This is a genomic window from Marinomonas colpomeniae, from assembly GCF_014803385.1.
Taxonomy (GTDB): Bacteria; Pseudomonadota; Gammaproteobacteria; order Pseudomonadales; family Marinomonadaceae; genus Marinomonas; species Marinomonas colpomeniae.
This window is the reverse complement of sequence record NZ_JACYFC010000002.1, coordinates 104663-128833: the sequence shown is the minus strand read 5'-3', so window position 1 is coordinate 128833 and position 24171 is coordinate 104663. Positions and strand designations below refer to the sequence as shown.

The following is a 24171-nucleotide window of genomic DNA, read 5'->3' as shown; positions in this document are numbered from 1 at the left end:
TACATTGTAGAAAGTATTAGATTCCTGACTTTATTTTTGTCCAAAGACGGTTTACAAAACGCTGAACCTTTGGTTGGTAAGTTGTTAGTGTATAAAGGTTATCAAGTGTTGCCTTATCAGGATAAATTGCAGGGTCTCCGATAACGTCTTCTTCTAAGTATTCTTGCGATGCAAGGTTACCATTTGCGTAATACACGTAGTTCGATGCCGCTGCCATATTTTCAGCGTCCAATATAAAGTTAATAAACTTATGAGCGGCTTCAGAATTTGGGGCATCAGCTGGAATCGCTATTTGGTCAAACCACATAAGAGCGCCTTCTTTAGGGATGTTGTAGGCAATTTCAACACCATTATCCGCTTCATCGGCACGGTCTCTTGCTTGAAGTAAATCACCTGACCAAGCAAAAGCGACGCAGATTTCGCCGTTTGCTAGGCTGTTAATATATTCAGAACTGTGAAACTTACTTACGTAAGGTTTGATATCTGATAATATTTTTTCTGCTTTTGCTATTACCTTAGTATCTTTTGAATCTGGGTCTTCACCAATATAGGCAAGCGCTGCAGGGATAACTTCAGTAGGTGCATCAAGGAACATCACGCCACACTGAGCAAGTTTTTCCATATTCTTTTTGTTGAATATTAGATCTAGGCTATCGATAGGGGCATCTTCACCAAGAACCTCTTTCACTTTGTTTACATTGACGCCGATACCTGTGGTTCCCCACATGTAATTGATAGAATATTTATTGCCTGGGTCATATGGCTCAATACGAGCTTGAACAACGTCCCAAAGGTTTTTTGAATTTGGTAGCTTGCTAAAGTCTAGCGGTTGAAAGGCGCCTGCAATAATTTGTCGAGATAAGAAATCAGCGGTTGGAACAACAATATCATATCCAGTTTTTCCGGCTAAAAGCTTCGTTTCAAGTACTTCATTACTATCGAAAACATCATAAATTATGTCAATTCCAGTCTCTTTTTCAAATTTTTCCAACAGAGCGGTATCTATATAATCTGACCAATTGTAAACATGAACTTCTTCAGCAAGCGCTGTCGTGCTAGATAGCGCTACTAAAGCGAGGGATGCAAAACCTTTTCCAGAATACTTCATATCGTTAATGCCTCAAGAGTTAATAAAAACTTATCAAAAATCATGAACTGAAAACATTTGATCAAATTGTATATAATATTGCAAGATGAAATTCCTATGATCATCTATTACAATATTGTTTATATTTTATTGATTATAGCTGGAGTAAAAATTGAGCATAGATGCTGATAATCTTAAGCAGCCGGTTCACTTACATGTTTATCAACGTGTACGAGACATGATTCTGTTTGGAGAGCTGACCCCTGGAGAAGCGGTAACTATTCAAGGGCTAACGAATGTACTAGGTGTGGGAATGACCCCAGCTCGAGAAGCTATTCGGCGATTAACGACCGAAGGTGCATTGGAGTTTCTAGGAAATCGTCGAGTATGTGTTCCTTTATTGACGATAAGTGCATTAGAAGAATTAGCATTTGCCCGCTGTGCTATAGAACCTAAGCTCGCTTACTGGGCTACAGAGAACATGTCGGCTAGTAAAATTAATGAGTTAAATATAATTGATCAGGCCGTCAATTCTGCTGTGTCACACGGTAACGTCAGAGATTATTTGATTCAAAATCATCGCTTTCATATGGCCATTTATCGTCAAGCAAATAAGCCTGAATTGTTATCAATTATTGAGCGTTTGTGGTTAAAGACTGGGCCTTCTATGCGAGTGATCTGCGGACGAATTGGCACTCAAAACCTGCCTGATACCCATCAGATTGCGTTAGATGGTTTGCGTAACAATGATGCAGAACAAGCAGAAAAAGCCATCTATGATGATATTTTACAAGGGGTTGATAGCCTCAAAATCATACTTAAAGAGTCTGAAAAACAATAAATTTGATCAAATCGCATTGACATTATTTTTTTTGATCATATTCTATTAGGCAACGTTAGCTCTTAGTTTGAGAGTTTTTAGTGCAGATTTTTTAAAATAAATATGCAATTTAAGTAATTTCTAAATAGGTGATTTGTGATTAAGCAAAATAACCAGAGTTGGTTGGCGGACTTGCCTGAAGCGTTTCAAAATATTAGGCAAGGTAAACGAATTGAAGAAGTCGAGTGTATTATTCCTGACATAGTTGGCTTGTCTCGGGGTAAGTCGATGCCCTGCTACAAGTTCTCTCCTGATGCTACTTTCTTCCTGCCTGTGTCGCTATTTTATCAGACGATTACAGGTGATTATGTTGAGCTTGAAGAGATAAAGGACCAATGGACTGAAAAAGACATGGTGCTTCATCCAGACATGAGTACTGCTTCCGTTGTTCCTTGGGCTGATGATTTAACGTTACAAGTTATTTGTGATTTAAAAGATCAAAATGGTGACCCGGTTGATATATCGCCTCGAAACGTTCTAAAACGTGTGCTATCTCTTTACGAAGAAAAAGGCTTGAAACCAATCATCGCGCCTGAATTGGAATTTTATTTAACCAAACCGAATACAGATCCTAATGAACCGATTGAGCCTCCTGTCGGGCGTACAGGCAGGCCGGGAGCTGGGCGTCAAGCTTACTCTATGGTTGCCGTGGACGAATACGGCTCAGTAATTGACACCATTTATGATTTTGCCGAAGCGCAAGGCTTAGGTATTGATACCTTGATACATGAAGGCGGCGCTGGCCAGATTGAGATTAACTTATTGCATGGCGACCCATTAGCCTTGGCAGATCAGGTTTTTTACTTTAAGCGAGCGATAAAAGAAGCCGCTTTAAAAAATGGTATTTTTGCAACGTTTATGGCGAAGCCTATGCGTGATGAGCCTGGCTCAGCGATGCATATTCACCAAAGCATTATCGATATTAAAACAGGCAAGAATATTTTCTCTGATGCTGAAGGAAACGTTACGCCAGAGTTTTTTCATTTTATTGGTGGCTCACAAACTCACCTTTTAGAAATTGTTCCGCTATTAGCTCCTTATGTTAATAGTTATCGTCGTTTAATTGGTGGTGAAGCCGCTCCAGATAATTTGGAATGGTCATGGGATAACCGAACTACAGGGTTACGTATTCCTATTTCTGGGCCAGAAGATCGACGAGTTGAAAACAGAGTCACTGGGATAGATGCGAATCCTTATTTGGCCATTGCTGCCAGTCTTGCGGCAGGTTATTTAGGACTAGTAAATAAGATTGAACCTAGACCAGAAGCCGACGGTGAAATTTGGAGTGCAGAGGGCGAAGGTGAAGATCTAGCCGTAGAGGCTGTTTTACCTGAAGGCGCAGCAGAAGCATTGGCAAAGTTCAATGATGCAAAAGAGATGAGAGAGGTTTTAGGTGAATCTTTTTGTAGCCTTTTCGCGGCCATTAAAAATGCTGAGTTAGATGAATTCCGTCGTGAAATCTCTACTTGGGAACGTGAGCATTTAATGCTTAATGTCTAGTTTAACTTAAGGTTTTTGATATGAAATCAATTGATTCTACTGAAAATTTACAACGTATTGATGCTGCTCACCATATTCACCCATTTACAGATGGGAAGCAGCTTGCCGAAATAGGCACTCGAATTATTACCAGTGCCGATGGTGTTTTTCTTAAAGACAGTGAAGGTAATACGTTATTAGACGGCATGGCAGGCTTGTGGTGTGTTGCTATTGGTTATGGACGTAAAGAATTAGCCGACGTTGCTGCTCAACAGATGTTAGAGCTTCCTTACTATAATACCTTCTTTCAAACATCTCATGTTCCTGCGATTCAACTATCAAAACGATTGGCTGAACTGGCACCAGGTGATTTGAATCATGTCTTTTTTAGTGGTTCAGGCTCTGAAGCCAATGATACTAACTTACGATTAGTGCGACACTATTGGGCTGCTAAAGGTAAGCCTAATAAACAAATTATTATCTCTCGATGGAATGCTTATCACGGCTCAACTGTCGCAGCCGCTTCGCTTGGCGGTATGAAAAGCATGCATAAGCAAGGTGCTTTACCTATTTTCGGTATTGAGCATATCAATCAGCCTGACTGGTGGAGCGAAGGCGGAGATATGACGCCTGAAGAGTTTGGCCTTGCGCGAGCTCGCGAGCTAGAAGCAAAAATTCTGGAAGTCGGTGAAGAAAATGTTGCTGCGTTTATTGCTGAGCCTATTCAAGGTGCTGGAGGCGTTATTATCCCTCCAGATAGCTATTGGCCAGAAGTACAGCGGATTTTAAATAAATACGAAATATTGTTCATTGCAGATGAAGTGATTTGTGGCTTTGGGCGTACTGGTGAGTGGTTTGCTACACAGGTTTATAACCTTAAACCTGATGTAATGACGATAGCAAAAGGATTATCTTCAGGTTACGCACCTATCGGTGGTTCCTTGATTAGTGATGAAGTTGCCGAAGTTATTAAGAATGCTGGTGATTTTAATCATGGCTACACTTATTCTGCACATCCTGTATCTGCTGCAGTAGCGTTAGAGAATCTACGCATTTTAGATGAAGAAGGGATTGTCGATCGTGTCAGTGACACCTTAAGTTCATACTTCGCTAAAAAGTGGGCCAGTTTAAGTGAACATCCAATGGTTGGTTCTGCCAATAGCAAAGGTTTGGTTGCTTCCTTGGTATTAACGCCAAATAAAGAAAGCCGGGCTAAATTTGCTTCAGAAGCTGGAACCGTAGGACTTATTTGTCGTGAGCGTTGCTTCTCCAATAACTTAGTGATGCGACATGTGGGCGATAGAATGATTGTTTCTCCACCGCTTATTATTACCGAAAGTGAAATCGATTTACTGATTGAGCGTGCCTGGAAGTCTATTGATGAAGCCTACGAACAAGTTAAGAGCCAAGGGTTATGGAATGAGGCTTAATTCACCTATTAACGAGACAGCATATTAATGGATATTTTGACAATCAATGACGAGATTGGTAAATACCCAAACTCTTATTATGCTGGAACCGCAAAATTACCTGATTCATACCCTCAAGCTGAGGGTGAAATCAGCGCGGATGTTTGTGTTGTTGGTGGTGGTTTTTCAGGTTTATCTGCGGCATTGCATTTAGCTCGTCAAGGGATGAATGTTGTCTTGTTGGAAGCAAACAGACTTGGTTCTGGTGCATCAGGTCGTAACGGAGGCCAAGTCGGTACAGGCCAACGAGTAGAGCAGATCGAACTAGAAAAAAAAGTCGGTATGGAGCAAGCTCAAACCTTATGGGATATGAGTCTTGAATCGGTTCAATTGGTAAAAGATTTAATCAGTGAATCTGAAGCCGACTGCAAATTTGTTAATGGCATTATTCATGCTAATCACAGGCAGCGTTATACAAAAGAAACTGAGCATTTTGTTGAGCACATGAGCAGAGTGTATGGCTATGACCAATTTCGATTTTTAGACGAAACAGCCATTAAAGAAGAAATAGGTTCTCCTGATTACCATTCAGGGTGCTTAGATTTAGGCAGTGGTCATATAAACCCATTACTGTATGTCTTTGCACTTGTGAAACTAGTAGAGAACTCTGGCGTGACAATATACGAACAATCTCGTATGACCCAATATACCAAGGGCGATGAGGTTAAAATCCAGACAGACAAAGCCGTTGTTAAAGCAAAATACGCTGTATTTGGCCTTAATGGTTATCATAATAATATTGACCCTTCTTTGGTTTCTAATGTGATGCCAATTAATAACTTTATTTGTGCGACAGAGCCCTTAAGTGACGATTTGGCGCAATCACTTATTCGCAATAACTATGGTGTAGCTGACAGTCGATTTGTTATTAATTACTTCCGTTTGTCAGAAGATAATAGATTATTGTTTGGGGGTGGTGAGTCCTATGGTTATAAATTCCCAGCGGATATAAAGGCGAAGACTCGTAAACCTATGTTGGAAATTTTCCCAAATCTTAAAGACACTCGCATTGATTATGCATGGGGTGGAACATTAGGTATTACTATGTCTCGTCTACCTCATTTTGAGCGTGTGGATAATAATATATTGTCAGTTGCTGGCTTTTCTGGACATGGTATTGCAATGGCGACATTAGCTGGAAAAATGGCAGCGGAAACCATTTCGATCCAAGCGACAACATTCGACTTCATGGCGCAGCTGCCTTCTGCTACTTTTCCTGGCGGTGTGTTACTGAGACAACCTTTATTGGTGTCGGCTATGCTCTGGTATAGCATGCTTGATAAACTGTAATTCATTTCAATTTCTGAATCTAAACACTGAAAAATAAGAGTAAGTAATGAATCATTTACACACTAACAAATTTTATATTAATGGCTCTTGGGTACAACCTGATGGGACAGACACATTAGATGTTATTAACCCAGAAACAGAGAAGAGTATTGCTTCTATTGCGATGGGCTCTGCTAAAGATGTGGATAACGCCGTTGCGGCTGCAAAAGAAGCCTTTAAGCATTTCTCAAAAACGACTAAAGAAGAACGTTTAGCACTTTTAGAAAAAATACTGGAAGTTTATGAGCGTCGCTCTGATGAAATGTCGCAGATTATTACAGCGGAATTAGGTTCTCCTATTTCTCTTAGTATAAATGCACAAACGGTAGTGGGCTCAGGGCATTTAAAGGCAACTATAAAGACATTAAAAGCCTTTGATTTTGAAGAAACGAACAGTGAAGGTGATTTAATTATTCGTGATGCAATAGGTGTGTGTGGACTGATTACACCTTGGAACTGGCCTATGAACCAGATTGCATTGAAAGTATTTCCAGCGCTTGCTGTTGGTTGCACCATGGTTTTAAAACCATCGGAAGTAACACCACTTAATGCACTATTATTTGCAGAAATTTTAGATGAAGCAGGTGTTCCAGCTGGTGTTTTTAATCTAGTGAATGGTGAAGGTGCGATTGTTGGTTCTACGCTTTCAAATCATGAAGATGTTCAAATGATGTCGTTTACTGGCTCGACTCGTGCAGGAACATTAATTACCAAAGATGCTGCTGATACTGTTAAGAAAGTGACATTAGAATTAGGTGGAAAATCACCGAATATTATTCTTCCTGATGCGGATCTTACTGCGGCTATTTCGCGAGGCATCAAACACTGTTTCCAGAATACTGGTCAGAGCTGTAACGCACCGACTCGTATGTTGATTCATGAAAGCCAATATGAAGAAGCGATTGCCATCGCAGCCACCATCGCGCTTGAAACTAAAGTCGGATCACCTAGCCAAAAAGGTGGCCATATTGGCCCACTTGCTTCAGAAATGCAGTTCAATAAGGTTCAAGCATTAATTGAAATCGGTATAAAAGAAGGTGCTGATGTTCTTGTTGGTGGCCTTGGTAAGCCAGAAGGTTTTGAGACGGGCTACTTTGTGAAGCCAACAATCTTTATTAATGTAAATAATGATATGGAGATTGCTCGAGAGGAAGTATTTGGTCCTGTCTTGGTAATGATTCCTTATAAAAATGAGGAAGAAGCCATTGCTATCGCTAATGACACGCCTTATGGCTTAGCCGCTTTTATTCAAGCAGGTGATGTTGAAAAAGCGAAGTCTGTTATGCGTTCTTTACGTGCGGGAATGGTTCGAATTAATGGTACCGATATTGGCTATGCTTCCCCATTTGGTGGTTATAAACTATCAGGAAATGGTCGTGAAGGTGGTCTATTAGGGCTAGAAGATTTTTGCGAAGTAAAAGCAGTATCTTACCCTAAATAACGCTATCTAATAGAGCCAAATACAGGTGCATTTCTGATCTGTATTTGGCTCTTTTTTTTATGTCTAATCGTCCATGCTACCCAATTCAAGCAAGGTCGCATTACCGCCAATCGCCGTCGTGTTATTCGACACTGTACGTTCCGTCACAAAACGTAGTATGTAATGTGGCTTAGCAATGGTGCTTAGCTGCTCTATATCTGTTTCTTCTATCAATTGGCAGATAAGCCCTTGTTTAGCCGCAAGTCGTTGGCTTAACTGTTGTGCTTGTGTGTCATCACACAATGTAGCCACACCAGCAAGGTGATCTGCTTCAATCAAAGAATCCAGTGCTGAATCAGCGATGTTCTGGATCACACCTTCTGCAACATATGGAGTGATTTTATCCATGATGTCTTGGCCTGCTTGGCCGACAGTAATCACTGGGTTTCCAGCTATTAAAGCGGTAAAAACTTGTCCAACTAACCCTGTTGTTACTTTGTCATTCTCAAAGAATGAAGTGCAAAGAAATGGGCCGCGGCCTTGGCTAGAAAGCTCATTTCGTTCGCCTGTTGGCCCTGGCATTACTCGTGTTTCTGCAATGGATTTTTTGGCATTTTCTATTTGCCAAGAGGCCATTTTTTGCTGTTCATCCGTAAACGATGAAAGGCTTTTCTGCAGTTTTTCTGCGCGGCCGTTTACACCGAGTGTATCCCATTCTTCAAAAGTAGCTTGAGCGACCTTAACTTGGATAGGTTGTACGATTGTCATTATCTTATCTCCTTAAAGGTCTTGCTCAATGGCAAAGCGTTGTAGGTAGTGTGGGCCGCCAGCTTTAGGACCTGTGCCAGACAAACCTTGTCCACCAAAAGGCTGAACGCCGACGACGGCACCAACTTGGTCTCGGTTAATGTACAAGTTACCGACGCGAGCTCTGTTTGCAATGCGCGCGCAGGTAGTTTCGTTACGGCTATGAACACCCATAGTCAAACCAAAGCCTGAGCAATTAATTGTGTCGATTATTTTGTCCAGATCACGTGCTTTATAGCGAATTACATGCAAAATAGGGCCGAATTTCTCGTCGGTTAATTGGTCAATACTGCTTATTTCAAACGCGGTTGGTGCAACGAAGGTGCCCTTATCTGCAAAATCAGGTAATGCAGATTGAGCGATTAATGTGCCAACTGATTTCATGTGTTCAATGTGTTCTAACAGTATAGTTTGTGCTTTTTTATCGATCACAGGACCTACGTCAGTGCTGTGTAAGTAAGGCAAACCAACACTTTGTTCTTGCATCGCACCTCTGATCATAGGAATAACACGATCCGCAATGTCTGCTTGAACAAACAAAACACGTAATGCCGAGCAACGCTGACCTGCTGATGCGAAAGCCGAATGAACAGCATCACGAACTACTTGTTCTGGTAATGATGTGGAATCTACCAACATGGCATTTTGACCACCCGTTTCTGCAATCACAGGAACCGGTGCAACACCACGAGCAGCCAACGTTCGGTTGATTAATTGTGCGGTACCAGTAGAACCTGTAAACGCCAAACCTGCGATACGTTTATCGCTGGTTAACGGTGCGCCGACAGTCGCGCCGTCACCAGGAAGAAGGTGAAGTGCATCCGTTGGTATGCCTGCTTGATGCATCAATTCAATGGCACGCATGGCGATTAAGCTAGTCTGTTCGGCTGGTTTAGCAATAACCGTATTACCAACAACCAGTGCTGCAACGATTTGACCTGCAAAAATAGCCAATGGAAAGTTCCAAGGGCTGATACAAGTAAAAACACCACGGCCTTTAAGTTGTGCTTGTTTGTCCTGACCTAAGAAATCGATGTAGGTCGTTGGTGCCGCAAAATGACTGCGAGCTTGTTGTGCATAGTAACGACAAAAATCCACCGCTTCACGAACTTCATCTATGCTGTCTTGAATGGTTTTACCGGCTTCGCGATGGCAGAGTGCAATCAGTTCAGCGTAGTTATCTTCCATCAAATCTGCAGTACGGTCTAAGCAATCAGCACGCTCTGATGCTGAATGTGCAGACCAAGCTGGAAATGCGGCCTGTGCAAGATCAATGGCTTTACTGACAGTATTAGCATCCGCCCAATCAAGTTGACCTGCTGTTTGACTGTGATCGTAAGGGCTTTGTACTAAATGGGTGTTACCTGTTTCGACTTTTTCCCCACCAACAATTGGATAAGCACGCCATTGCTTGTCTTGTCCCATGAAACTATCGATTTTAGCTTTGAATGGAGTCCATTCAGATTCAATTTCGATATTAGGGCCAAAAGAATTTTTGCGATCGTCGAACAGATTACCCGGTAAATTAATGTGTGGATTTGCTAATGATTTACGGCTTTCTAACGTAGTAACAGGATGATCAACCAAGTCTGTAATTGGGTAGCTCGCATCAATCAAACGATGTACGAAAGAGCTGTTTGCGCCATTTTCTAGAAGGCGACGAACCAAGTAAGGTAGTAAGTCCTTATGGCTACCAACAGGTGCGTAGATACGGACACAGATATCATTTTCTTTTATTAAGTGGTTATAAAGTGCGTCACCCATTCCATGCAAACGTTGGAACTCAAACTCTTCTGACGTCGCACCTAGCTGCTTAGCTAAGCAGCTAATCGTCGCAATAGTATGAGCGTTATGGCTGGCAAATTGAGGGAATATATTAGCGCGAGTGTGCTCGCTTAATAGGAAATTTGCACAGGCAAGGTAAGATACATCAGTCGATTCTTTGCGTGTGTAAACTGGGTAACCATTAATGCCACGTTGCTGGCATAGTTTAATTTCTGAATCCCAGTAAGCGCCTTTAACAAGACGAACAGGAATGCGGTCACCGTGTTCTTTTGCCAATGCGGCAAGCCACGCCAAAACAGGTAGGGCACGTTTTGAGTAAGCTTGTACAACCAAACCAAATAAACCCCAACCGGAAGTGGATTCATCACGGAAAAGCTTCTCAAAGAGGTTTAGAGAGAGTTCCAGACGGTCTGCTTCTTCGGCATCTATGGTAATACCAACGTTAAGCGCACGCGCTTTAGTGATTAAGCCTTTTACGCTGGTGAAAAGCTCTGTCATGACACGCTCTTCACAACCTACTTCATAGCGAGGATGTAAAGCGGAAAGCTTAATGGAAATGGTCGGGCGATGCTTTTGGCTGTAAGTATCTTTACCTACAGATTCGATGGCTTTTTCATAAGACAGTAGATATTTTACCGCGTCGTCAGACGTTAATGCTGCTTCACCTAACATGTCGAAAGAGTAGGTGTAACCTTTGTCACGATAACCTTTGCCTCGAGATAAAGCCTCTTTGATATCACGACCCAGTACAAACTGGTGTCCCATGATCTTCATTGCTTGATTCATCGCTTTGCGAATTACTGGCTCCGATACACGATTGACCATGCGATTGACAAGATTGGCTGGCGTGCCATCTTTGTTTTCATCCATAGTGACGATTTTGCCTGTTAGCAATAATCCCCAAGTAGAAGCATTAACGAAGAATGAATCTGAATTTTTTGCGTGAGAAGCCCAATCTGCAACACTTAAACGGTCTTTGATAAAAGCATCGGCAGTTTCTTTGTCTGGAACACGCATTAACGCTTCGGCAAGGCACATTAGCAAAATGCCTTCTTTAGTATCCAAACTGTATTCTAATAAGAGAGCGTCAATCATCGACATGCTGTCGTCGTCTTTGCGCACTTGGGTAATTAGTTGAATGGCTGAATCAGTTTGCTCTTTTAACTCTTGGTCTGTTGGCTTTGCTAAAGGCAAAAGCTCTTTCAACCAGCTTTCTTCATCTGCCTTATAAAGGGGAGAAATAAGTTGCCATAACTCATTCAATGGACGCTCAATAAAGTTAGGCTGTAACACCTCAATCGCTTTAAACATGGTTGACTCTCCCGCGTAATATAAAAAGCAGCATGGCTTTTTATTAAGGCTGTATATGGTTGTAAATAATGCAGCCACTTTAGTGACAGAGGGGATAAAGTGTCTTTCGGAAACGTCGGTTTTTTTTATAAGAAAGTCTGGCTTAATGTACGAATTTAACAATAAATTTATGAGTGTTTAATTGTCGTGCGAAAAACCTTGGTAATGCCCATCAATAGGGCGCTTCAGTAGATTAGTGATATAGGCTTAACGGGTACCAAATTGTTTCTGATATTTGAGTGGCGTGATCCCAAGAGCTTGTGAGAAAAGTGTCGTCATAGCGCTTTGACTTGAAAAACCGCACATCTCTGCCACTTGAATAGGTGGGAAGCCTTCTTGCAGTAAATTTTGTGCGCGCTCTAAGCGTTTACGCATCAAATACTGGTGAGGAGTGATGCCTGTTTTATCTTTAAATCGCTCATGAAATTGACTGACACTCAAAAAACAAAAATTAGCGAGCTGATCGATGTGCACACGACGTGATAAGTTGAGCTCAATAAATTGATCTAACTTGTCTATATCAAGCTGATTACCACGGGTGCGGACGTCTTTGTTATTGATCTGATGGCGAATGGCGCTAAGCAATGTGTTGCCACAGGCGCGAGCGAGCGTCGTGTCATCTGGATATTGTTGTAATTCACCAGACAACGCCGACGCCAATACTTGTAACCGTGGCGTTAACTGAAAGTAAGCGGCTTGATCGAATAAGCGAGAGACTATTTCGTATTCTTCATCGGTGATCGCTTTTTGTGGTGGAATAGGAAGATTCACCACCATGATTTGATTTTCCCCCAGACCTGCAAACGCATGACTGTTCTCCGAAGGAAGAATACAGCCTTCGCCAGAATGCAGCTGTTTGCCTTTGCCTTGTATATCGAAATCGGTATTACCATCAAGCACAACAACCAATTGATGGTAATCGTGATCATGGGTATCGGCTTCGCTTGGCAAGCTGAAAACATCAGAGTCAAGGTGAGTCAAAATGCGCCTTTAAGTGTAAATGGTTGTTATTAGTATAATCACCTTATGTGTAATTGAGTAGAGAGGGGGCGATAATTCCAAATAATATTACGTTTTAATCTGTTTGGAATCGTTAATATTAATAGGGTTACTTAAAACTGAGTTCCAGTTTTTTTGCAATGCTAAGGAGCTTTGTATCATCTCCGTTTGCAGCGATCAGCATGACACCAATATGATTTCCTTGATGCTGATAAGGTATAGAGATACTGCAACCATCTAAAACATTCGCTAGGCTGGTGTTACGTAAACACAAGTTATTGATGCGATCGTAATCATCATTTGATTCTATTGTACTTAACCTTGGAGGTAAGATAGCGACAGTGGGTAATAACAAAATATCGTTATTTTCTTCTTCCGCATAGCGATGAATTAATGCCTCTTGCTTAACCTTTGTCGCTTTAAAATCACTATCCTGTAAGTGATCTGCTCTTTTTAATCGGGAGGCGACTCTAGGGTCAAGCTGCTCCCATTGGAAATGGAACCTTTCTTCATAATAATGTTTTGCCTCGAATGCTGCAAAATGCCAAATCGGTAACGTTTTATAATCGTCTAAAAATGAAAGGTGCTTTTCTTCTATTGTGATGCCTTCAGTTTGCATTAATTGAAGCTTCATTGCTTGAAAAGCATTTTTGACTTCTATATCTAAGTCGTCAAAGCCAAAGTTGGTTGGGACAACCAATTTAGCTTGTTTTGCCACCGAACTAGATGTTTTAACATCCGATAAAATTTGCCAAACATACTCACACTCAGAAACGTTATGAGCAATCGGGCCAATGCTATCTAGGCTAAATGATAAAGGTAAGCAGCCTTCTCGTGAGACACTATTTTGAGAGGGTTTAAACCCAGTGACACCACAAAAAGCCGCTGGAATACGTAATGATCCACCTGTATCTGTACCTAAAGCAATGTCTACAATACCTAACGCAACAGATACTGCTCCGCCACTGCTTGATCCGCCAGCAATACAGCCTTTATACAAGGGCGTTTCTGGCGTTCCGTAATGAGGGTTAATCCCTAGCCCTGAGAAGGCCAATTCCGTCATATTAGTATGACCTAACAATGTCGCACCTGCCGCACGTAACTTTTGTACAGCAACGGCATCTTGTGTCGCTATATCTGTAGCCTCTAAAAATTTCGATCCTGCTTTCGTTTTATAGCCAGCGACATTAATTAAATCTTTAATACTAACCAATGCATTGTCTAATGGCCTATTCTTATCAGCCTGCTCTGTTTTCACATCAAAAATTTGAGTAAAAACAAAATGACCTTTAGCCTTAATTAAGGCATATGACTTAGCCAATTGCTCTGTTATATTGCGGTTCTCCCAAGGAAAGGAAGTTTTTTTATTATTCATTATAAAATCCCCAAGCATTAGGTTAATAATTAATTTGAAAATGAAAAATCACCATAATTTAGGTGCTTCAGAGCTTAGGCCATATATTTCTGGGAAAAATAACATGGATGCTAGTACGGCTATTTGAATGAAAATAAAAGGTATAACACCTTTATATATGTCTAAAGTTGTCACTCCTTTGGGAGCTATTCCTTTCAAATAAAATAAAGCAAACCCAAAAGGTGGTGTTAAAAAAGAAGTCTGTAAGTTCATTGCGATTAAGATAGCAAACCAAACTGGATTAATCTGTAGCGCTTCAACAGCAACGTATACTAAAGGTAAAACGATATAAGAAATTTCGATGTAGTCTAAGAAAAATCCTAAAAGCATTATTAGTGCCATTGTGAATATTAAAAATCCCCATTTTTCTCCAGGAATACTTAATAATAAATCTGCGACTTCTTCTTCTCCACCAGTGTAAGAAAAGCCCATAGAAAAGATAGATGCGCCTATAATGACTGCAAATACCATCGCTGTAATTTTTAATGTTTCTTTAGAACTTTCCCATATCATATTAAAAGAAAATTTCTGATAGGCAACAGCCAAAATAGTTGCGCCTAAACAACCAATAGCAGAAGACTCTGTTGGTGTCGCGATACCAAAAAATATTGATCCTAGTACAATCAAAATTAACATTAATGGAGGAATGACTGCTGTTGCGGCATCAATAATGACTTTTGAGCGAGATGTATTTTCATTTTCCAGTGGAATGGGTGGCGCTGATTCAGGATTAATAAGGCAATAAATTACAATGTAAGCAATATAACAACCGATTAATACTAGACCTGGTTTAATTGCTGCTTGAAATAAATCTCCTACGGGTATATTTAATACGTCACCCAATACAATCAGTACAATGGATGGGGGGATTAATTGTCCAAGCGTACCAGAAGCACAGATAGTGCCAGCTGATAGAGATTTACTGTAGCCATAGCGTAGCATTATTGGCATAGAAATTAGGCCCATAGCAACAACACTGGCACCAACAACTCCCGTAGAAGCCGCAAGTAGTGAGCCGACTAAAACAGTCGAAATAGCCAAACCACCACGAACCGAACCAAATAAGCGTCCCATCGATTCCAATAGTTGCTCTGCTAGTTTCGTGCGCTGCAGAATTAACCCCATAAAAATGAAGAGAGGTATGGCCATTAATACTGTGCCACCACCGCTTTCACCCATGTTTGAGAAAATTCGATAAGGTATCTGAGCTAACTGATCCGGTTCCGAGAAGAAAACAATAAATATGATGCCAACACTGGAGAAGGTAAATGCTACAGGAAAGCCGAATAACAGCATAACCAGCGCTAATACAAAAATAGAAATCCCAATCATTTTTAAACCTTAAATGTAATTTTTTATAGATGTTTTTTAATGAAAATAAATAAAATTTCTTAAGGGGTCACGCCTGATTCTTCTTTGCTCTGACCCATTAGAATATTTAAGTTTTTAAGGAAAAAAGACACAGTACTGAGTGCCAGTAATAAAAAGGATAAAGGAATCATACCTCTAATAATAAAGCGGTTTAATAGTCCTCCAGGATCTGAGCTTTTCTCGCCAATTCCTGTTGTGAAAAACTGCTGTAACCACCCAGAAATAGTGTCAGGATGCGAACCTAATTGATAGGAATCCATCATGAAGCCCCATCCGTAATAGATAACAATCAAACACAAAGGAAACAAAGCAACCAATGAACCTACTACATTGATGATTGACTGCGTTTTGATGGACAGGTTTTCGAAAATAATATCAACACGAACATGGGATTCCGTTCTTAATGCATAGGAAATTCCCAATAAAAATAGGGATGAATATAGGTGCCAAGAAAACTCTTCTAGGGCTACTGAAGATATGCCGAATGCATAACGGCCAACTACATTATATGAAATAACTAAAACTAAAATAATTAATAACATGCCGGCAATTACTCCAACAGCGTCTATTAATTTATTAATAGAATTTTCAATTTTTAATAGCATGGAAAATACCTGATAATTAACATAGTTTTTTAGTTGTTATTAAATATATTTAATTTCTATATTAGAAAAAGCACTCTGAATTTTTAATAAAGAGTGCTTTTTTTTGGATATTAATTATTAAGGTATGCTTTATCTGAAATATTTGTCCAAGTACGCACTTTTCTTAAATACTCTCTTTGCGATTGAATGATTTCAGCCGTTAAGCCACCTTGGTCCTCAAGTTCTCCAATAAGCTCGCTATTTGCAGCTCTAAGTGCTGACATAACTTCTGGTGGAAATGTCTTTACTTCAATATTAGGATATTCTTTTTGAATCTTATCCCAATTCTCGGAATGTTCGTGTGTCATACGATTAGAAATACTGAAAGCAGAGCTCATCATGGCTGATTTTACTATGCCTTTTAAGTCATCTGGTAGTTTAGCAAAGGCTTTATCATTAACCATATACTGTAAACCAGAACCTGGCTCATGCCAGCTTGTGTAGTAATAAGGCGCTATCTTATGGAATCCCATGCGTAAATCCATTGCTGGACCAACCCATTCAAGAGCATCGATTGTATTGCGTTCTAGCGCTGTATAAAGCTCTCCTGGTGGAATATTAACAACCGCGGCTCCAACTTTAGCCATTACTTCACCCGCAAAACCTGGGATTCGCATTTTTAGACCTTTAATGTCATCAATACTATTTATTTCTTTTTTGAACCAACCACCCATTTGGTTGCCACCATTACCACCTGGATATTGAGTGATACCATATTTTCCATATACTTTTTTCGCGAGTTCAGCACCACCACCATAGTAATACCATGCAAAACGTTCTGCTGTGATCATTCCAAATGGCATGGTTGTAAAGAACAAGGTATTGATGTCCTTTCCTTTCCAGTAATAGGACGCAGAGTGGCCCATTTCATACTGTCCTGATCTTACTAAATCAAAAATACCTAACGGTGCTTTGTGTTTATTTGCAGAATCAATAGAAATAATCAATCTACCGTTGGACATTTCTTTTACTTTTTCTGCAAATTCATGACTTCCTTCGCTGTATATAGGTAAGCCTGCGGGCCATGTTTCAGCTAATCGCCATTTAATAACCTTATCTTCGGCTACTGCTGCTATTGAAGTGGTTGCAGTAAAAAATACTACACATAAAGATATTATTGCTTTCTTCACAGTTATACCTACCTTGAGGAAATGAGTTCCACGTTTGTCAGAGGGAGAATTTTTCATGAATAATGAAAAAAAAATGAATCAAAAAATATTTTTTAGCGCTGAAAATACATTAATGATTATTTATTGGATTAACAAACAATATATATTGATCATTAGTGATTACATTTTTAATGATTTTTCCTCGTGATTATAGGTTTAAACTTTGCTCATTTAGCTCGATAAATATGAATTGATAGATTGATAATCTTGAGTGATAGTTCACAATAAAGGGAGGCTTATTGCATTTTTAGAATGTATATTTTTTATTGCGTATAGATACTGGTTTTTTATGAATATTAGGTTTATTGAAGCTTTTCTTTGGGTTGCTAAACTACAAAGTTTCCGTGCCGCAGCAGAGAAACTTAATGTATCTCAGGCTACTATTTCAAGTCGGATTTCTTCGGTAGAAACTGAATTTGAGTGTCGATTATTTGATCGAGATAAAAGGGAAATAACGTTAACAAATCAAGGCAGTTTACTACTGGATAAAGCAGAAAGACTATTGATGGCAGAGAGTTCATTGATAGATTGCTTGAAAAATCATACAGACATCGTCAGAAATGTGAGGATAGGAGTAATAGAGTCTGTCGTGCATACATGGTTTGGTGCGTTTATAAGCCAGTTGAAATTGACTTATCCTAATATCGAATTTGAACTAACGACAGAAACCACTGTGCATTTAAAGTCACTTTTTAATAAAGGCGCGCTTGATATTATTATTCAAACGGATCCCATTTTAGACAGTTCCGTAATTAACACAGAAGTAGAGCCTTTAGATTTCAGGTGGGTTTGTTGTGAAGGAAGCGCTTTTGTACATAAAGAAGTGCAATTAACCGATATTGCTAATGCAGAAATTATGACATTTACTCGAGGCTCTCTTCCTCATTTGAACGTTGTTTCTATGTTTCAAGAAGCAAGGTTAAAGCCATTAAAAGTGCATTGTATTTCGTCAATCGCTATTATAAGTCAACTTGTTCAACAAGGGTTTGGTGTTGCAACGCTTCCTGCTGCTGCGATTATTAAAGACCTAGAGCAAGGCAAATTGGTTCTGCTTAAAGGAGTAAAACCTCCTGCTCCTTTGCGGTTAATAATCAGCTGGCAAAACTTATCTGATGGGGCAATGAACACAAATATAGTTGAAGTGGCAAAGTCTATATCAAAAGCATTTTCACAGGAAAATACTCTTGATTAGACCTTTATAGTTGGAATTACTGAGTTTTTCTACGCAATACGAATAACCAAATTACCTAAAGCACCCGATTTCATAACGTCTTCATGGGCTTGTGGCAATTCTGTGAGCGCATAAGCATGACGAACGACAGGCTTCAACACCCCTTTTTCAAACAAAGGACGCAACGCTTTAGCAATCAAGGCTAATTCACTTGGTTTAACATTCGCTAAGGCCACACCGACAATAGACGCATCGCGAGACATTAAGTCTCTTGGATTAATCTCCACAGTTCCACGGTTACCAATTACAGCAACACAGCCACCAAAGGCTAAGGCTTTTAGGTCTTGGTCTAGGTTATGGTTAGCCAGCATTTCGATAATGATATCAAAACCATCGGCATTGCCTAATGTTTGATAAGGCGCAAGGTGATCGGTTTCGTTGTGCATGATAACCGTATCGACACCTTGGTTACGCAATAATTCTGCGCCTTCAGGTGTACCTGCACTGGCAACCACATCCATACCAGCCGCCAAGGCTAACTGAATTGTTGCGATACCCACAGCACCTGTTGCACCGTGAACCAATACTTTGTCACCTGTTTTCGCGTGAGCTCGGCCAAACAAGGCACGATGCGCTGTCGTATAAGGAACACCAACACAGGCACCTTCTTCAAAAGATAAAGCATCTGCTAAAGGGTAGGTATGAGTGGTCGCACAAGTCGCAAATTCAGCAGAAGAACCCGTTAGGTTACGGCTAAAATACACACGTTGGCCAACGTCAAATCCCGTCACATTCTCGCCTAGTTCAACAATGGTACCGGCACCATCAGAACCCGGTGTGTGAGGAAACGTCGCTTTATAATTATTCGCGCCGGAACGGATGTAGGTATCTACTGGATTAACGCCAGCGGCGCCTACTTTCACTAAAATTTGATCTGAATTAATACTTGGTGTATTGGCTTCTACCAGCGAAAGATCACTGGCTGGGCCGTAAGCTTTTATTTGCATTGCTTTCATATTGTGTGCCCCTAACGGTAATGAATTTATTTTTTTAAATCGTCAGTCGTTTTACTTATTAATCTGCATAAACTTGTTCTGGTAACCACGTTGCTAGCTCTGGCCAGAGAGATAACATCAATAAAACAAAAAGCTGGATAACGATAAAAGGCAACACGCCTTTATAAATAGATTGTGTCTTGAGCTCTGGTGGCGCAACACCACGTAGATAGAACAAAGCGAAACCAAATGGCGGCGTCAAGAAAGATGTCTGTAAGTTAATTGCCATCATAATGCCCAACCAAACAGGATCTAACCCCATAGCAAGTAATACAGGAGCAACAATAGGCACCACAACGAAAGTTATTTCAATAAAGTCTAAAATGAAGCCAAGGAAGAACATTAGCAACATAACGACAATCATAGCGCCAACTACACCACCTGGGAGCTGTGAAAAAAAGTCTTGAATTAATTCTTCACCACCAAACCCACGGAAGACTAAAGAGAAAAGTGATGCACCGATAAGAATCATGAACACCATGCAAGTGACTTTAGTTGTCGAATAGACTGCGTCTTTTAGTGTTGGGAAGCTAAGCTTGCCACTTGCCCACGCTAATAAGGCCGCGCCTAGTGCACCAACACCAGATGCTTCCGTTGGTGTTGCAACACCACTAAGAATTGATCCTAAAACCGCGAAAATCAAAGCTAGCGGAGGCACTAAACCTTTGATTAACTGAACGGCCAAAGATTCCGTTGATCCATTACGCAATTCTTCACGAGAAACGGCAGGAGCTTTATGAGGTTGTAGCCAAGCGACAACAAGAACATAAGCGATATACAGAGCTACCAAGATCAAACCAGGAATCAAAGCACCAACAAATAAATCACCCACAGAAACGGTTTTAGGAGAAAAGATCCCCATTTCTAATTGTGCTTTTTGGAAGGCATTGGACATAACATCGCCCAATAAAATCAACGCAATAGAAGGTGGAATAATTTGGCCTAATGTACCTGTTGCACAAATAGTACCAGCCGCTAAAGAAGGGTCGTAGCCACGACGTAACATGGTTGGTAATGAAATCATGCCCATAGTTACAACCGTTGCACCAACAATACCTGTGCTTGCGGCTAGCAACATGCCTACTAGAATGACAGAAATACCCAGACCACCACGCATGGTGCCAAACAGCATTGCCATAGACTCAAGTAGCTTTTCAGCTAGTTTGGATTTCTCTAAGAGCACCCCCATCAAAACAAATAAGGGAACGGCAATCAGTGTTTCATTACCAATAATGCCGAATAAACGGTTTGGTAACGCTTCAAGGAAAACACCATCAAAGGTGCCAAAAAGTGATCCTACTGCGGCAAAGATTAGCGCGGTTCCGCCCAATGAAAACGCCACAGGGTAACCAAACAATAAGCAGGCACAAACGCCAGCAAAGAGCCATAAAGGGAGAAATTCGGCCATGACTTAAGTCCTCTTAGCGGATTTAACGGCGTTAATAATGCCAATATTTTTCACAATATCCGCTACACCTTGAATAATAAGACTCACCATCATCATAGGAATCAGTGTTTTTAGTAGATATACAAAAGGTAAACCACCCGGTTCTGCGGAGGTTTCTAGTACTCGCCAAGATGCGCTTACGTAATCAATGCTTAGGTAAGCGGTATAAAGTGTAAATGGCAGTAACAAGAAAACTCCGCCAATAATATTTACCCATGCTTTTTTAGAAGTAGAAAACTCACGATAAAACACATCCACACGAACATGCTCGTCGTCTTTAAAGGTATAAGCCGCACCTAACATAAAAACTAAAGCGTGCAGGTAAAGGACAGATTCTTGTATTGCAATAGAGCCTATATCAAAACCATAGCGTAGCAGTACGATGAGGCAAGTCAGCAGCATCATCATTAGAGTAAGCCAAGCAACACATCTCCCTGTGTATTGGGAAACGGTGTCGGCCAAACAGACCAGTTTGTTTAACATTGAAATACCCACAGTGTTTTTTTCATCATTGTTTTCCCAGTCTTTTTTAAGATGCCATCTAAATAATGAAATAAAGAGTAAAAAACCGGATCGCTAGTTTATGGGATATCGCCACGCATGTGAATGTTTCAGTGGGCTACAAGAGGGCGTTAGGTGGTTTTTTTGTATAAAAGTGCTCTAAAAGAGGTTTTTTATAGTATTTAGGGCTTTATGCTTCGTTCAAGCGCTTTGTATCAACTCGCCTCTTTCCGCCCTGCTGGGCGGGTAACTTTTCCCCAGAGCCGCAAAAGTAACCAAAAGGTCTCTTTTAGATCTTTAACGTCTCATTGCTTATAGATACGACGAACACTTCCTAGTCGATATTTTACGTAAGGTATGGATTAGCACTATTGGATTGAAGAGAGAGCGCCATTCAATGACTAATAAATTCCGTGTAGTCGTTCAATCGGGATTGAATCGAATAATTTCCGCTGGATGTTTGAGCGGTTAATAATGAATAAAGTACTTAATCCAATACAGATAAGGCTTTTCAGTTTTTAAGCAATAACTGCGTAAGTGAAGTTCGGTTCTAATTAAGTTAAGAGAAGGGGTCAATGGCATCACACACTCCTTGTGGATAAAATTAAAAAAACGGTATTAATGCACAGTCTATTTTTCGATAGCCAGTTCCTTGCTCGTTTTGTCTAAAAAATAATCATTGATTTGCGCGTTTGTACTGGTAGATAAATAAAAAGTCTTTTAATATCAATGGATAAGGGTTTTCAGCGCAGAGATAACGCGCTGGGGATAAAAATGATAACGCGCATGCGCACTATTAAGCTGTTAGGTGATCGAATGGGATTGTTCAGTATATTCAAAAGGAAAAAGCAAAAACCTGACTTAGAGTTTGAAAATTGCGCTAAGGAGGTAATGGACGATTTCCAAAGAAATGATTTTCTTGGCAAGGCTGCTGAGGCTGGCCACAAGGCTAAGGCGGCGGTTAAAAATAAGGAATATGATAAGGCCTGGGGTCATTATCAAGAGCAAAAATCATTCTATATGCAGCACGCTAACCGATCAGGGTTTACTGCTAATCAAGCTCTAGCGCTTGACGCCAGCGTCCATGAAGATATGGCCAATATTTTAAGGCTGGAGGACAAGCATGAAGATGCATTTGTTAGTATCGTGTATTGGATTTTAGCTGGGGCTGATAGGCCTATCAAACGACACCAACAAAAGCTTAAAAGCTATTTTAATAGGTGCAAACTGAAAAATACTGAATTATCTGAGGCAGAGAGAATTATCGCCTCTAATACGAAGTTACCTGAATTCACGCTTGCAAGGTCTATCGTCTCTGAATGGGTGTCTCGTGGGTAATCACCTAACAAGGTTGTCATGCGGGACTTCCGTTTCGTTGCCGCTTTTTGTGGTGGAAACCACAAAAATCAGCAACTGCACTCCAGCCCCATACAACGGCGTTGAGGCTGTAGAATTTCTCCAAAAAGAACATTTCCATGTTCTTTTTTTATTGCTTCGAGTTTGTACGATAAACGAGTCTGATTGAATCGTTCGTCTGTTATCTCATCACTATTATTCGTCCTAAAGGGGCAGGCCCTTTCAAAACAATTATGTCTTTCGGCTTAATTTGATCCTCTCTTCAAATTTTTTTTGAAATATTTCACTATGTAACATTATTGTCACATCCCTTTTTTATAGTAACCCCATCGAACGAGATATGAGCAGCCGCTCATTAATTTTTGACTATAACCATTGGGGTTTATGTGATGAAAAAACTAGTTGCAAGTTTAGCAGTAACTGCGGCAATGGGCGTTTCTGTTAACGCTATTGCAGATGTTGATTCAGGTCTTATGTCTTACAACAAGGCAAGCGGCGTTTCAGGAAATATTTCAAGTGTTGGTTCTGATACGTTGGCCAACCTTATGACATTGTGGGCTGAAGACTTTAAACGTCTATACCCAAATGTAAACATTCAAATTCAGGCAGCAGGTTCTTCAACTGCGCCACCAGCATTGACTGAAGGTACTTCTAACTTCGGCCCTATGTCTCGTACTATGAAAGACAAAGAGATCGCAGCGTTTGAGAAAAAATTCGGTTACAAGCCTACTGCAATCCCTGTAGCGATCGATGCATTAGCGGTTTTTGTTCATAAAGATAACCCAGTAAAAGGTTTGTCTCTTCCTGAAGTAGATGCAATTTTCTCTTCTACTCGTAAAGGTGGACACAGCGAAGATATTACAACTTGGGGCAAAGCTGGTTTGACTGGTGCTTGGGCTAACCGCGACGTGCAATTGTTTGGTCGTAACTCAGTATCTGGTACTTACGGTTACTTCAAATCAAACGCCCTTTTCAAAGGTGATTATAAAAACAGTGTAAACGAACAGCCTGGTTCTGCTTCTGTTGTTCAATCTGTTTCTACATCACTTAACGGTATTGGTTATTCTGGTATCGGTTACAAAACATCTTCTGTACGTGCGTTAGCATTGTCTAAGAAAGAAGGTGACGCTTTCGTTGAAGCAACACCAGAGAATGCAGCAACAGGTAAATACCCACTGTCTCGCTTCCTTTACGTTTACGTAAACAAAGCACCGAACAAGCCATTAGCGCCTCTACAACGTGAGTTCGTTAAAATGGTTCTTTCGAAAATGGGTCAAGAGGTTGTTGTAAAAGACGGTTATGTCCCTCTACCAGCTAAAGTTGCTGACAAATACCTTAAAACTCTAGGTATTAAATAAGTAAGCTTAGCGATTCGGATGAAATGCAAAAGCAGGGTGGCGTAACGCTATCCTGCTTTTTGCTGATCCTTCCTTGTCAT

At 40.5% G+C, this 24171-nt stretch carries 19 protein-coding genes; 8 read left to right on the top strand and 11 right to left on the bottom strand.

Annotated features, from left to right (window positions below):
• Nucleotides 1-16: 16 nt before the first annotated feature.
• Entirely contained in the window at nucleotides 17-1108 is a 1092-nt protein-coding gene (locus tag IF202_RS05795) for a polyamine ABC transporter substrate-binding protein (protein WP_191593948.1), read from the bottom strand.
• A gap of 151 nt (nucleotides 1109-1259) precedes the next feature.
• On the opposite strand from IF202_RS05795, the gene IF202_RS05790 reads away from it, so the two are divergent.
• The 5 genes from IF202_RS05790 (at nucleotide 1260) to IF202_RS05770 (ending at nucleotide 7685) form a co-directional block, all read left to right on the top strand.
• Nucleotides 1260-1928, top strand: a complete 669-nt coding sequence (locus IF202_RS05790; RefSeq protein ID WP_206705402.1) for a GntR family transcriptional regulator — start codon at nucleotides 1260-1262, stop codon at nucleotides 1926-1928.
• A 135-nt stretch (nucleotides 1929-2063) separates the two neighbouring features.
• Nucleotides 2064-3467 carry a glutamine synthetase family protein gene (locus IF202_RS05785; RefSeq protein WP_191593947.1) on the top strand — a complete coding sequence of 468 codons (1404 nt, stop codon included), beginning with the start codon at nucleotides 2064-2066 and terminating at the stop codon, nucleotides 3465-3467.
• 20 nt (nucleotides 3468-3487) lie between these two features.
• Nucleotides 3488-4876 carry an aspartate aminotransferase family protein gene (locus IF202_RS05780; protein ID WP_191593946.1) on the top strand — a complete coding sequence of 463 codons (1389 nt, stop codon included), beginning with the start codon at nucleotides 3488-3490 and terminating at the stop codon, nucleotides 4874-4876.
• A gap of 27 nt (nucleotides 4877-4903) precedes the next feature.
• Nucleotides 4904-6205: an NAD(P)/FAD-dependent oxidoreductase gene (locus IF202_RS05775; RefSeq protein WP_191593945.1), complete on the top strand. Its 1302-nt coding sequence runs from the start codon at nucleotides 4904-4906 to the stop codon at nucleotides 6203-6205.
• A gap of 46 nt (nucleotides 6206-6251) precedes the next feature.
• The gene (locus IF202_RS05770) at nucleotides 6252-7685 is read left to right on the top strand and encodes an aldehyde dehydrogenase family protein (RefSeq protein WP_191593944.1); all 1434 of its coding nucleotides are present in this window, start codon (nucleotides 6252-6254) and stop codon (nucleotides 7683-7685) included.
• Between the two features lie 63 nt (nucleotides 7686-7748).
• On the opposite strand, the gene IF202_RS05765 is transcribed toward IF202_RS05770, so the two are convergent.
• The 7 genes from IF202_RS05765 to IF202_RS05735 all read right to left on the bottom strand — a co-directional run bounded on the left by IF202_RS05765 (nucleotide 7749) and on the right by IF202_RS05735 (nucleotide 17164).
• Nucleotides 7749-8432, bottom strand: coding sequence for a 1-pyrroline-5-carboxylate dehydrogenase (locus IF202_RS05765; protein ID WP_191593943.1), 684 nt, complete (start codon nucleotides 8430-8432; stop codon nucleotides 7749-7751).
• Nucleotides 8433-8444: 12 nt separating this feature from the next.
• The gene (putA, locus tag IF202_RS05760; protein WP_191593942.1) at nucleotides 8445-11567 is read right to left on the bottom strand and encodes a bifunctional proline dehydrogenase/L-glutamate gamma-semialdehyde dehydrogenase PutA; all 3123 of its coding nucleotides are present in this window, start codon (nucleotides 11565-11567) and stop codon (nucleotides 8445-8447) included.
• A gap of 246 nt (nucleotides 11568-11813) precedes the next feature.
• Entirely contained in the window at nucleotides 11814-12587 is a 774-nt protein-coding gene (locus IF202_RS05755) for a helix-turn-helix domain-containing protein (protein WP_191593941.1), read from the bottom strand.
• Between the two features lie 127 nt (nucleotides 12588-12714).
• Nucleotides 12715-13980, bottom strand: a complete 1266-nt coding sequence (locus tag IF202_RS05750) for an amidase family protein (protein ID WP_191593940.1) — start codon at nucleotides 13978-13980, stop codon at nucleotides 12715-12717.
• A gap of 48 nt (nucleotides 13981-14028) precedes the next feature.
• Nucleotides 14029-15351: a TRAP transporter large permease gene (locus tag IF202_RS05745; protein WP_191593939.1), complete on the bottom strand. Its 1323-nt coding sequence runs from the start codon at nucleotides 15349-15351 to the stop codon at nucleotides 14029-14031.
• A gap of 59 nt (nucleotides 15352-15410) precedes the next feature.
• Nucleotides 15411-15995 (bottom strand): TRAP transporter small permease subunit, encoded by a 585-nt coding sequence (locus tag IF202_RS05740; RefSeq protein WP_191593938.1) that lies wholly within the window; start codon nucleotides 15993-15995, stop codon nucleotides 15411-15413.
• A 110-nt stretch (nucleotides 15996-16105) separates the two neighbouring features.
• Entirely contained in the window at nucleotides 16106-17164 is a 1059-nt protein-coding gene (locus tag IF202_RS05735; RefSeq protein WP_328797203.1) for a TRAP transporter substrate-binding protein, read from the bottom strand.
• 328 nt (nucleotides 17165-17492) lie between these two features.
• On the opposite strand from IF202_RS05735, the gene IF202_RS05730 reads away from it, so the two are divergent.
• A complete protein-coding gene (locus tag IF202_RS05730) occupies nucleotides 17493-18395 on the top strand; it encodes a LysR family transcriptional regulator (RefSeq protein WP_191593936.1) in 903 nt (300 codons plus the stop codon).
• Nucleotides 18396-18424: 29 nt separating this feature from the next.
• Here IF202_RS05730 and IF202_RS05725 read toward each other — a convergent pair whose 3' ends face one another.
• Genes IF202_RS05725 through IF202_RS05715 form a run of 3 tightly spaced genes read right to left on the bottom strand, consistent with a single transcriptional unit; the run spans nucleotide 18425 to nucleotide 21359 of the window.
• A complete protein-coding gene (locus IF202_RS05725) occupies nucleotides 18425-19390 on the bottom strand; it encodes an NADPH:quinone reductase (RefSeq protein ID WP_191593935.1) in 966 nt (321 codons plus the stop codon).
• 58 nt (nucleotides 19391-19448) lie between these two features.
• On the bottom strand, nucleotides 19449-20837 hold the full coding sequence (locus IF202_RS05720; protein WP_191593934.1) for a TRAP transporter large permease: 1389 nt from the start codon (nucleotides 20835-20837) through the stop codon (nucleotides 19449-19451).
• Between the two features lie 3 nt (nucleotides 20838-20840).
• Nucleotides 20841-21359, bottom strand: a complete 519-nt coding sequence (locus tag IF202_RS05715; RefSeq protein ID WP_191593933.1) for a TRAP transporter small permease subunit — start codon at nucleotides 21357-21359, stop codon at nucleotides 20841-20843.
• 792 nt (nucleotides 21360-22151) lie between these two features.
• On the opposite strand from IF202_RS05715, the gene IF202_RS05710 reads away from it, so the two are divergent.
• Together IF202_RS05710 and IF202_RS05705 are read left to right on the top strand one after the other, a co-directional pair.
• Nucleotides 22152-22715 carry a hypothetical protein gene (locus IF202_RS05710; protein ID WP_191593932.1) on the top strand — a complete coding sequence of 188 codons (564 nt, stop codon included), beginning with the start codon at nucleotides 22152-22154 and terminating at the stop codon, nucleotides 22713-22715.
• A gap of 407 nt (nucleotides 22716-23122) precedes the next feature.
• On the top strand, nucleotides 23123-24091 hold the full coding sequence (locus IF202_RS05705) for a PstS family phosphate ABC transporter substrate-binding protein (RefSeq protein WP_191593931.1): 969 nt from the start codon (nucleotides 23123-23125) through the stop codon (nucleotides 24089-24091).
• Nucleotides 24092-24171: the final 80 nt, after the last annotated feature.